Origin of the sequence: Novosphingobium sp., from assembly GCF_036803765.1 — a bacterium.
GTDB lineage: Bacteria > Pseudomonadota > Alphaproteobacteria > Sphingomonadales > Sphingomonadaceae > Novosphingobium.
On the sequence record NZ_DAIRTS010000023.1, the window covers coordinates 53175 to 64336 of the forward strand.

Below are 11162 nucleotides of genomic sequence, written 5' to 3' on the forward strand. Positions count from 1 at the left end.
GCCTGGCGCTCAGCCGAGCGCGACGAAGGCCTTGTCGAGTGGCAGCGGCGCCTTGACGTCGCCTGCCTTGCGGAAAGTATCGAGAACGACCTGCTGTGCGCCGATCGCCGTGGCATCGAGCGCCACGCGCTGGCGCGTGTTGCGCTCCACCGTCGCCAGCGCGATGGCCATGGGCAGGCCGGTTTCCTGCGCCAGCACCTTGGCATAATCTGCGCGGTGGCCGTTGGCCCAGTCGAGCGCGCGCGCCTCGCGGCCGAGGAAATCGACCAGCTGCGTGCGCTTGTCGGTGATGGCGCCGGTATTGGCGACATCGAAGCCGTAGCCGCTGGAATAGCGCCGCCCGTCGACGATGATGCGCGCGCCGTCGGCCAGCGCGGCGACGGTAAAGGGTGCCCAGGTGGCCCAGGCGTCGATCGCCCCGGTCTGCAGCGCGGCCTTGCTGTCGCTGGGCGTCAGGAACACGATCCTGGCGGCATCGCTGGCGAGCCCGGCCTCCTGCAGCGCGCGCAGGATCAGGAAATGACCGATGCTGCCGCGCGTGGTGGCGATGCGCTTGCCGGCAAGGTCGGCGATGCCGTGTGCGGGCGAGCGCGCCGGCACCACGATCGCGAGGGCGCCCTCCGGCGTGTCACGCGTCGCCGCCATGGCGGCCACGGCACGCACCGGGCTGCCCGCCTGGTAGGCGAACTGGAACGGGGCATCGCCGGCAAGCCCGACATCCACCGCGCCGGACGCGATCGCCTCGAGCAGGTTCTGGGCCGCGGGAAAATCGGACCATTCGATGCGGTAGGGCACGCCTTGGAGAACGCCGGAGGCCAGGACGAGCGCCTTGGTGCCGCCTTTCTGGCTGCCGACACGCAGCACCTGGGCGCTGCCCTTGCCCCGGCCGCAGGCGGCCAGGGCAAGGGAGGCACCCGCCGCCAGGATGGCGTGACGGCGGGTCAGGGACGAAAGTTCAACGGGGGGCAAGATTGTCGCTCCGGTCAGGCCGCGGTGCGCGCGGCGCGGGCGGCGGTGTGGCGGTTGACCGGAACCGGCAGGCCCAGCGTGTCGCGGAACGTCTCGCCGGGGTAGTCGGTCTTGTAGATCCCGCGCTTCTGCAGGATCGGCACGACTTCATCGACGAAGATGTCGAGCTGGCCGGGCAGGCTCTCGAACAGGTTGAAGCCGTCGGCGGCGCGGCTTTCCAGCCAGTGCTGGAAACGGTCGGCGATCTGCTCGGGCGTGCCCACGAAATGCCCGCGCGGTGTGGCGAGGCGCAGCGCGATCTCGCGCAGCGTCAGGCCCTGTGCGGCCAGCGCCAGCACGCGGGCGGACTGGCTCTGGTTGCTCTTGATGCCCTCGGCGGCCACCGCGTGCGGGAACGGCCCGTCGGGATCGTAGACGCTGAAGTTGTGGTCGTTGAAACCGCGGCCGAGCGAACGCAGCGCGTTCTCGAGATTGCCGAGTTCGGCCAGCTCGCGATACTTCGCCTCGGCCTCCGCCTCGGAGCTGCCGACGATGACGCGGCCGCCGGGCAGGATGAATACGCCGTCGGGATCGCGGCCATAGCCGCGGGCACGCGCCTTGATGTCGGCATAGAACGCCTGCGCTTCCTCGATCGTCTCCTGGTGCGTGAAGATCGCTTCGGCCTGGCGCGCGGCAAAGGCGCGGCCATCCTCGCTGGAGCCGGCCTGGAAGATCACCGGCTGGCCCTGCCTGGACCGCGAGATGTTGAGCGGGCCCTTGACCTTGAGGAACTCGCCCTTGTGGTTGAGCTCGTGCAGCTTGTCGGGATCGAGGAACTGGCCGGTGGCCTTGTCGCGGACCAGCGCATCGTCTTCCCAGCTGTCCCACAGCCCCTTGACCACGTCGAGATATTCCTCGGCAAGGCGATAGCGCGTGTCGTGGGCGAGGTGCTCGTCCTTGCCGAAATTCGCAGCACTGCCTTCGAGCCAGCTCGTCACCACGTTCCAGCCGGCGCGGCCTCCGCTGATGTGGTCGAGCGAGGCGAACTGGCGCGCGAGGTTGTAAGGCTCGGTGTACGAGACGGTCGCCGTGCCCACGAGGCCGATCCGCTCGGTCACCGCCGCTACCGCCGAGAGGATGGTCAGCGGCTCGAACCGGTTGAGGTAGTGCGGGCTGGAGCGCGCGTTGATCGAGACGCTGTCGGCCACGAACAGGTAGTCGAACTTGCCGCGCTCGGCAGACTGCGCCTGGCGCTTGTAGAAGCCGAAGTTGGTGCTCGCGTCGACCACCGCGTCAGGGTGGCGCCAGTCGTCCCAGCCGGGGCCGACACCGTGGAGGATAAAGCCGAGGCGAAGCTGTCTTTGCGACATGGGGAATTCCTTCGAATGGTGAGGTCTATCGGGATCGAAACCATTTTGACGTCATGTCGAAATTTCGCGAACCGGATTTGCTCAATTCAGACGGAGTATTGTAAATACTGTACGATCGACGGTCAGATCACGAAGAAGCCGTGCGTGCCATCGCGCTGCAACTGTTCGACGAGGCCGAATTCCCAGTCGAGATAGGCCTGCATGGCCGCCGCTGCATTGTCGGTGCCCTCGTAGGGTCGCTTGTAGCGGCCTTCGGGGCCGCGCGGGGGCGGCGCCGCGTCGGGGCCGGTCTCGAGCGGCAGGTCCTGCGGCCAGGCAACGATGCTGACATCCCAGCCCAGCTGCGCCAGCCACGATGCGGTCATGTCGGCACGCGGTCCGACGTCGTCCGCGAGGACGATGCGCGCGCCGCGCACGGGCGCGAAGTGGTCGGTTTCCTGCACCAGCTGGCCGCCCTGCGCATTGCGAAAGCCGGGCAGGTGCCCCGCCGCGAAGGCTTCGGGCAGGCGCACGTCATAGCGATAGAGCGTGCGCGCGGTATCGGCGGCGAGGTGCTCCAGCTCGTCCCAGGTGATGTGGCGGACCCCGGCGCGATACGCGACGTCACGCGCGCGGGCGCGGGCTTCGTCGCCCCAGTCGGCCTCGGGCTCGGGCGCGCGGCGCTGCTGTCCGGTCTCGAGCGATTGGCCCGCCAGCGTCCAGCCGATCGTGCCATTGCGCAGCGCATAGATGCGATTGGGCAGCCCGGCATTGATGAGCGACTGCGTGCCGATGATCGAACGCGTGCGGCCCGCACAGTTGACGATGATCGTGGTGTCGGGATCGGGCGCCACCGCACCGGCGCGCAGCACCAGTTCGGCACCCGGCGTGCTCACTGCGCCGGGGATGCTCATCGTCGCGTATTCGTCGAAGCGGCGGGCATCGAGGATCGCGATGTCGGCCTTTTCCTCGATCAGCGCGGCGACATCGGGCGCGGGCAACGAGGGGGTGTGGCGGCGGTGTTCGACCAGTTCGCCGAACGCCTTCGAGTAGGAATTCACATCCTCGAACAGTTCATAACCTGCGGCCTGCCAGGCCGCGAGGCCCCCCTCCAGCGCGCTGGCGCGGGTGAAGCCCAGGGCGGCGAGCTGCTCGAGCGCGGGTGCGACGAGGCCTTCGCCGGCGTCGTAGACCACGATCGGCACGTCCTTGCGCGGCAGGCGCCAGGGGGCCTCGACGGCAAGACGGCGCAGCGGGATCTGGGCGGCGAAAAGCGGGTGGCCGCGCGCGAACTCGGCTTCTTCACGCAGGTCGATCAGCGCGATCTCGCCGCGGGCGATCAGGGCATTGCGGATATCTTGGGGCGTGGTCATGACGGGTTCGATCGGTCCCAGAGGTTGGGGACCACGTCGTTGGCGTATCCCGAGACGAAGCGCTTGGCCCGGCCGTCGAGATCGTAGGTTGCGCGTTCGACCGCGCCGATATTGGCGCCATAGACGTGGATGGAGATGGAGGGCGCGTCCGGCACGGCATTGCGGACGCGGTGAATGTCGCCGACGCGCGGGCTGACCGCCTCGACCGCGCCGGCATGAAGCATGTCGACGGTGCCGGTGGGGCGCAGCGTGCCGTCACCCTGGCGAACGAAGCGCTCGGACGCTTCGGCGCCCCGCAGCACCCCGACGAGACCCCAGACGCGGTGGTCGTGGATCGGCGTGCCCTGGCCCGGCCCCCACACGAACGAGACCACGCTGAAGCGCTCGCGGCTGTCGCAGTGGAGCAGGTATTGCTGGTAACGATCGGGATGAGCCTGCGCGAAGGCATCGGGCAGCCAGTCGTCCTGCGCGATCAGGCGCGAGAGCAGCTTGGCGCCGGATTCGAGGATCTCGCGTTCGTCCTGCGTGCTGTCCAGCAGTTCGGCCAGATTGGTGACGAAGCCGCGCAGGCGGCCGATGCCGGCGCGCGTGCGGGCCTGATCGTTGCCCGGCTGGTCGGGCAGGGTTGCAAGGGTCGCCATGGCTCAGGCCCCGGCGACCTGAAGCGGCGCCGCGTGGTGGCTGCCTGCCTGAGGGTAAGATGCCTGAGGAAAGCGGATGACGCGCTCGTCGACGGCGGCGTCGGTGCCACCCAGAATGCCAAGCAGCTTCTGGCGCAGCGGCTGGGTCAGTTCGGCGCGCTGGCCACGCGGGATCGTGATGCGCTCTTCCGCGGCGATGCGGCCGCCGTCGAGCACGAGGATGCGGTCGGCCAGCGCCACCGCCTCGTCGACGTCGTGCGTCACCATCAGCACCGCGCAGCGATGCGCGCGCCACAGGTTGAGGACCAGGTCGTGCATCCTGAGGCGTGTCAGCGCGTCGAGTGCGGCGAACGGTTCGTCGAGCAGCAGCAGGCTGGGTTCGCGCACCAGCGCACGGGCCAGGGCGACACGCTGCGCCTCGCCGCCCGACAGCGTCAGCGGCCAGGCATCGAGGCGATGGCCAAGCCCGACCTCGCGCAAGGCATCCTGCGCCCGGTTGCGGATGTCGCCGCCGCGCAGGCCAAGCGCGACGTTGCGCCACACCTTCTTCCACGGCAGCAGGCGCGCGTCCTGGAACACGACGGCGCGCGCGGCGGGCACCTGCACGTCCTGCCCTTCGGCGCTGTCGAGCCCGGCCAGCGTGCGCAACAGGGTGGTCTTGCCCGAGCCGGAACGGCCCAGCAGCGCGACGAACTCGCCGGGCTGGATGGTGAGGTCGAGGCCCTCGATCACCGTCACGTCGCCGAAGCGGCGGGCAAAGCCGTTCAGCGCGACGACCGGGGCTTCGGCGGACGTCGGGGCGGCGGACGTCGGGGCGATGGACTGGGGCGAATAGGCGGGAAGGGCGGCACGCGCATCCATGGCGGGGTACTCCAGGGGGATGGGAGAGCGGGTCATGCCGCGGCTCGCGAGGAGACGAGCGAAGGGCGCCAGACGAGCGCCTTGCGCTCGACCGTGCGGACCAGCCAGTCGGCACCGAGGCCGAGCACGGCATAGACCATGAGGCAGACGACGATGATGTCGGTGCGCATGAAGTCACGCGCATTGTTGATGAGGTAGCCCAGGCCTGCCGAGGCGTTGATCTGTTCGGCCACGACCAGCACGAGGATGGCGATCGACAGCGAATAGCGCAGCCCGACCAGCAGCGAGGGCAGGGCACCGGGCAGGATGACGTGCCAGATCAGATCGGCCTTGCTCAGCCCGAAGCTACGCGCGCCTTCGAGCAGGCGCACGTCGACGCTGCGGATGCCGCTGTAGAGGTTGAGATAGACCGGAAACATCGAGGCGAAGGCGATCAGCGCGACCTTGGGGGTTTCGCCGATGCCGAACCAGACGATGAACAGCGGCGTCAGCGCCAGCGTCGGGATGGTGCGCTTGATCTGCATGATCGGGTCGACCGCAGCCTCGCCCTGGCGCGACAGGCCGGCGACGAGCGCGAGGACGACCCCTGCGCTGACCCCGATGGCGAGGCCCAGCGCCGTGCGCCAGAACGACACCAGCAGGTTCTGCGGCAGTTCGCCCGAGACGATCATGCCCCACAAAGCGGTAAGGACCGCCGAGGGCGCGGCCAGCGTCCGCTCGGCGATCAGGCCGAGGCGCGAGGCCAGTTCCCACACCACGAGCAGCAGCACCGGCGATAGCCAGCGCGAGTGAGTGAGGGCGGCCAGCAGGGGCCTGGAGGAACGCGACGGCAAGGCACTGGACATGGCAAAAGACCCGGTGGACGGCAGATGCGGCAAGCAGAACCCGGTTTGTCTATTCATTCAATTGAGTTTTGGCCGCGACCTATGCGCGTTGCTCATAAGCGGCGCTCAAGTGACGGGATGGCGCGGCGGAGCGCAGGGCCAAAGACTTCCTTTGGCAATTTAAATCTCTACTATTTTGATTGATAAATTGCTGCGGCGTATCACGCGGGGCACGGCGGGTCGCGCGACGGGATGGTCTCGATGTCGTCGCGGGCCTGTTGCTCAAGGGGGAATCGGGGCGTCATGCCGGTCAATCTGCCAACCAACCTGCTGCGCAGCTTCGTGGCGATCGTCGACACGGGGTCGATGCTCAATGCCTCGGAAAAGGTCTTCGTCACGCAGTCCGCGCTCAGCCTGCAGATCAAGCGGCTGGAAGAACTGCTGCAACAACCCCTGTTCCATCGCGACGGGCGTCGCCTGACGCTGACCCCGGCCGGCGATCTCATGCTCGACTATGCGCGCAAGGTGCTGACGCTGCACGACGAGGCGGTGGCAGCGGTCACCGCCGGGCAATTCAGCGGCCCGGCGCGGATCGGCATGGTGCAGGACTTTGCCGAGATGCTGCTGTCGGGCCTGCTGGCGCAGTTCGCCGAACTGCACCCCGAGGCGCAAATCTATTCGCGCGTTGCCGGTACGGCCGAGCTGCTCGCGCTGCTCGAACGCCGGCAGCTCGACATCGTCCTCGGCTATGGCGTGCCGGGCGATGCCGCGGCGGTATCGCATGCGGCGATGACCTGGTTCGGCGACGCGGCGCTGGCCGGCCGCGACGTGATTCCGCTCGCGGTGCTCGAGCAGCCCTGCCGTTTTCGCGAGGCCGCGATCCGCGCGCTCGAGGATGCCGGCCGCGGGTGGCGGATCACGGTGGAGACTCCCAACCTGACGACCCTGCGCGCTGCCGTGCAGGCAGGCCTCGGCATGACCGCGCGCACGCCCCTGTTCCTGCCCGATGCGGTGGACGCCGGCGACGCGGGCCTGCCGCCACTGCCCGGCGTCTCGTGCATCCTCCACGCCGCCCCCGTCCTCGACGGCGCCACCGCGCGCCTGTCCGAACTGGCCCGTGCCACCGTCGCCAGCCTCTAGGCGGCAGGTTCTTTATTGCGACAACTCAACGACGCATCAGGCGAACTCGATAGGGTAGGCCCCGAAGGCAGGCCTATCACGGTCGCATTCCAACCGAACGGGATGCACGCCATGTCTCACGCCGCCGCAACTTCCTATGCCGACCCGGCACTTGCCGATACGTCCTCGCTCGCCAGCCGCTATGCCGACCTTTCGGCGGAACGTGCGCGGACCTGGTCGCCCGAGGCGCTGGCGCGCAACGTCGACCAGCGTCGCGTGTTGGTCGAGCGCCACGATCCGGCCGCGCACCCGCAGCCGGGCACGCGGCTCGCGCCGTTCTTCCTGCAGGATGCCGAAGGCAATTCGCGGTCCAGCGCGGACCTTCTGGCCAAGGGGCCGATCGTGCTGGCGTTCTTCCGCTTCGGTGGCTGTCCGGCCTGCAACATCGCCTTGGATTACTACAACACGGCGCTCTGGCCGGAACTCGACCGGCGCGGCGTCACGTTCGTGGCGGTCAGCGCGCAGACGCCGGTCGATCGCACGCCGACGCAGCGGCATGACCTGCGCTTCGAGACCTATGGCGATCCCGGTTATGCGCTGTCACGCCAGCTCGGCGTAACGTTCCTGCCCGACGACCAGCCCGCAGTGGCACCGGGCACGCCCTGGATCGGCGCGACGCTCGGCACCGACAGCTACGAGATCAACCAGCCCGCCATCGCGGTGATCGAGCCGGACCACACCCTGCGCGCGCTCATCGTCAGCCCGAACTGGCTGGATCGGCCCGAGGCCGAGACGGTGCTCGGCCTCGTAAAGTAAGCGCGTTAGACGGCGTTGGCGCGGGCGATCGCGCCCAGCACGGCAGCGCTGGGTTTCGGGGTGCGCACGAAGGTCTTGCGATCGAGCGTGTGCAGCCCGAACTGCGGCTTGTAGCCGAAGCCCCACTCGTAGTTGTCGATCAGCGACCAGTGGTAATAGCCCGTGACGGGCACGCCCTCGGCCATGGCCTTGTGCAACTCCCGCAGGGCTGCGGGGATGAGGCGCTGGCGCACCGCGTCGTCGGGGCTGTTGACCCCGTGTTCGGTGACCATGACCGGCACCTTGGCGATGGCATGGGCATGGCGTACCGCGCCGGCCAGCGAGGCGGCATAGACTTCGGCGCCGCCCATGTTGTGGTCGCCATCCTTGGCCGGGGGCAGCTTGCCCTTCGCATCCCACACCGCGCGCTCGTAGTTCTGCACGCCGACGAAATCGTCGCCGCGCGCAGCGCGCAGCCATGGGTTGTAGAGCTTCTCGCGCATGGCATCGCGCAGCGAATTCCGGCCCGCTGCCTGGTCGTCAACGATCGCCAGCGTCGCGCCCACCGGCAGGTCACCGCGGACCGCCTTGATCGCGCTGCGCCCCTGCGCATGGCCCTGCAGCAGGTGCGCCTGGATCTTGGCCGGATCGGGATACCAGATGCCGTTGCCGGCCAGATACAGCGGCACCCCTTGCGCCTTGGCGACCTCGCGCGTCACCGCCTCGTCGGCCTTGAGCAGCCAGGCGCCGATGTCGGCGGGCAGCACGATGGGCAGCAGGCCAGCCAGGTTGGGTTCGTTGAGCGTGGCGGCAAAGCCGATCCCGTCAGCCAGATGCCGTGCCGCGGTATCGCAGAAGCGCGCGAACAGACCCGGCGCGTCGGGATTGCTCCAGCCCCCGCGTGCCGCGAACCAGATCGGGGTGGTGAAGTGGTTGAAGGTTACGAACGGGGTCAGCCCGCGTGCATGACAGCCCTCGATCATGCGCTTGTAGTGATCGAGCATGGCGAGCGAGAATTCGCCCGCGCGCGGCTCGATCCGCGCCCATTCGAGGCTGAACCGATAGGAGTTGAGGCCCATCGCCTTGCACAGGTCGAGGTCGGTCGCCCACAGCTCGAAGCTGTTGGCGGCATCGCCCGCGGGTTCGGCATAGGGCGTGCCGGGCGCGCGTTCGACCGGCCAGATGTCGGAATTGATGTTGTTGCCCTCGACCTGGTAGGCGGCCGTCGCCGCGCCCCAGACGAAGCCCTTGGGGAAGGTGACCGGTGCGCCCGCGGCGGCCGCGCGTGCACCTGCCGGCGCTAGCGCCATGGCCCCTGCCGCGCCCGCCGCGCCGAGGAAGTTCCTGCGATCCATGCTGTGTCTCTCCCGGTGCCGGCGCGTCAGATCGCGCCGGTCTTCATCAGGCCGACCGCGTGGTCGACCGCGCGCGCCGTCAGCGCCATGTACGTGAGCGAGGGGTTCTGGCAGGCCGACGAGCTCATCTGCGCGCCGTCGGTGACGAACAGGTTGGCGACGTCGTGCGCGCGGCTCCACTTGTCGAGCACGCTGGTGCGCGGATCGTGGCCCATGCGCGCGCCGCCCATCTCGTGGATCGCGCTGCCGCCGGCGCCCGGCTGGTCACCACCGAACAGCACTTTGCCGCCTGCCGCCTCGAGCATCGCGGCGGCTTCGCGCCTGGCGTCGGCCAGTGCGGCGCGTTCCTCGGCACCGTGGGCGAACTCGATCTGTAACTGGCGCACGCCGCGCGGATCGCGCTGGTTCGACAGCGTCAGGCGGTTGCTGGCACGCGGCACGCTTTCGGCGAAGGCCACCAGCACCATGCGCCACGGGCCCACCTCGCGCAGCGCGTGCTTGGCCTCGGCCCCGACGCCCGGCGCATGCTTGCCGCGGGTCCACGTGCCCTGCAACGCGCCGCCCTGGAACGAATAGCCGCGGGTAAAGCCCTCGCCGTCGATCGTGTCGAGGTTGCGGAAGCGCGGGATGACGACGCCCGTGGGGCGATTGCCATAGCTCGTCCGCCCCTCGAAGCCCGGCATGATCGCCGCGGCCGACAGCGTGTTGGCGTGGTCCATGATGTGCGTGCCCAGAACGCCGCTCGAATTGGCGAGGCCGTGAGGCATCGCCTCGCTCGCGGAATTGAGCAGCAGGTGTACCGAGTTGAACGCGCCGGCGTTGAGGAACACGAGGCGCGAGGAAGCGCGCTTGCGCTGCCCGCTGCCGGTCTCGATCCAGCGCACCCCGGTGATGCGGCGCGTTCCGGGATCGAAGTCGAGCGCCTCGACCTGCGCGTCGTTGACCACGGTGAGGCGCCCCGTCGCCATTGCGGCGGGCAGCGTGGCCGACTGGGTCGAGAAATAGGCGCCATAGGAGCAGCCGCGGATGCAGATGTTGCGCGCCTGGCACGGGCCGCGGCCCTGCTCGGGCTTGGCCTGCGTCAAGTTGGCGGTGCGCCCGATGGTCAGCCGCCGGTCGGGCCAGCGTTCCATCACCTTCTCGCGCACCGACTGTTCGACCGCGTTGAGGCCGAAGGGCGGCAGGAACTGGCCATCGGGCAGGGCAGGCAGGCCTTCGGCCGAGCCGGAGACGCCCACGAACTGCTCCACCTTGTCGTACCACGGGGCGAGGTCGGCATAGCGGATCGGCCAGTCGGTGCCGTGTCCGTCACGCTTGTTGGCGCCGAAGTCGTAGTCCGACCAGCGGTAGCACTGGCGGCCCCAGGTCAGCGAGCGGCCACCGAGCTGGTACGAGCGGAACCAGGTGAAGTCGCTGCCCGGCGCGGTCGCGTAGGGCTGCTCGCGATCGTTGACGAAGTGATCTTCAGACCACTCGTTGAAGTGGCGGTTGAGCATCTGCACGGGATAGTCCTGCGCATAGCGCGCGGCATCGCCGTGGCCGCGGAACGGCAGTTCCCACGGCGCCTTCATCTCGCGGTCGTATTCGCCGTGGCGGATCTCGCGTCCGCGCTCGATCATCAGCACGCGAAGCCCGGCCTCGGTCAGTTCCTTGGCGGCAAGGCCCCCGGTAATGCCCGAGCCCACCACGATTGCGTCGAATTCTTCGCTCATCTTATCCAAAGTCCACGGCCGTCCAGTCGCTCGAATAGGCGCGCGCGCCCGGCTCGAGCGGAATGTCGGGGTCCCAGCGGCCGGGGACCAGGTTGTATTGCAGTTCCTGCGAGGCTCCGACTTCGCTGCCGTAATAGCCGTCGAGGATCAGTGCCTTGAGCGTGACCCAGGGGCTGGGGTTGGCG

Annotated in this window: 10 protein-coding genes and 1 pseudogene; 2 read left to right on the forward strand and 9 right to left on the reverse strand. The window is 68.9% G+C overall.

The genetic code is table 11. The annotated features are described in order from the left end of the window. Positions 1–9: 9 nt before the first annotated feature. The 6 genes from V7Q48_RS14545 to V7Q48_RS14570 all read right to left on the reverse strand — a co-directional run bounded on the left by V7Q48_RS14545 (position 10) and on the right by V7Q48_RS14570 (position 6005). A complete protein-coding gene (locus tag V7Q48_RS14545; RefSeq protein WP_333838994.1) occupies positions 10–969 on the reverse strand; it encodes an ABC transporter substrate-binding protein in 960 nt (319 codons plus the stop codon). Between the two features lie 14 nt (positions 970–983). Next, positions 984–2318, reverse strand: a complete 1335-nt coding sequence (locus V7Q48_RS14550) for an LLM class flavin-dependent oxidoreductase (protein ID WP_333838995.1) — start codon at positions 2316–2318, stop codon at positions 984–986. A 122-nt stretch (positions 2319–2440) separates the two neighbouring features. Then, positions 2441–3670 carry a rhodanese-like domain-containing protein gene (locus V7Q48_RS14555; RefSeq protein WP_333838996.1) on the reverse strand — a complete coding sequence of 410 codons (1230 nt, stop codon included), beginning with the start codon at positions 3668–3670 and terminating at the stop codon, positions 2441–2443. Further along, positions 3667–4311 (reverse strand): cysteine dioxygenase, encoded by a 645-nt coding sequence (locus V7Q48_RS14560; protein ID WP_333838997.1) that lies wholly within the window; start codon positions 4309–4311, stop codon positions 3667–3669. Before V7Q48_RS14560 ends, V7Q48_RS14555 begins: the two co-directional genes overlap by 4 nt. A gap of 3 nt (positions 4312–4314) precedes the next feature. Continuing rightward, positions 4315–5172 (reverse strand): ABC transporter ATP-binding protein, encoded by an 858-nt coding sequence (locus V7Q48_RS14565; RefSeq protein ID WP_333839004.1) that lies wholly within the window; start codon positions 5170–5172, stop codon positions 4315–4317. A 32-nt stretch (positions 5173–5204) separates the two neighbouring features. Next, positions 5205–6005 carry an ABC transporter permease gene (locus V7Q48_RS14570; protein WP_442947143.1) on the reverse strand — a complete coding sequence of 267 codons (801 nt, stop codon included), beginning with the start codon at positions 6003–6005 and terminating at the stop codon, positions 5205–5207. 294 nt (positions 6006–6299) lie between these two features. On the opposite strand from V7Q48_RS14570, the gene V7Q48_RS14575 reads away from it, so the two are divergent. After that, positions 6300–7136, forward strand: a complete 837-nt coding sequence (locus V7Q48_RS14575; RefSeq protein WP_333838999.1) for a LysR substrate-binding domain-containing protein — start codon at positions 6300–6302, stop codon at positions 7134–7136. Positions 7137–7247: 111 nt separating this feature from the next. Beyond that, positions 7248–7931, forward strand: a complete 684-nt coding sequence (locus V7Q48_RS14580; RefSeq protein ID WP_333839000.1) for a peroxiredoxin-like family protein — start codon at positions 7248–7250, stop codon at positions 7929–7931. Between the two features lie 5 nt (positions 7932–7936). Here the strand turns inward: V7Q48_RS14580 and V7Q48_RS14585 are convergent, their stop codons facing one another. The 3 genes and pseudogenes from V7Q48_RS14585 to V7Q48_RS14595 all read right to left on the reverse strand — a co-directional run. After that, complete coding sequence (locus tag V7Q48_RS14585) at positions 7937–9265, reverse strand: glycoside hydrolase family 1 protein (RefSeq protein ID WP_333839001.1); 1329 nt, start codon at positions 9263–9265, stop codon at positions 7937–7939. Between the two features lie 26 nt (positions 9266–9291). Beyond that, entirely contained in the window at positions 9292–10977 is a 1686-nt protein-coding gene (locus V7Q48_RS14590) for a GMC family oxidoreductase (protein WP_333839002.1), read from the reverse strand. A 1-nt stretch (position 10978) separates the two neighbouring features. Continuing rightward, a pseudogene (locus V7Q48_RS14595) lies at positions 10979–11162 on the reverse strand (gluconate 2-dehydrogenase subunit 3 family protein); the annotation flags it as partial.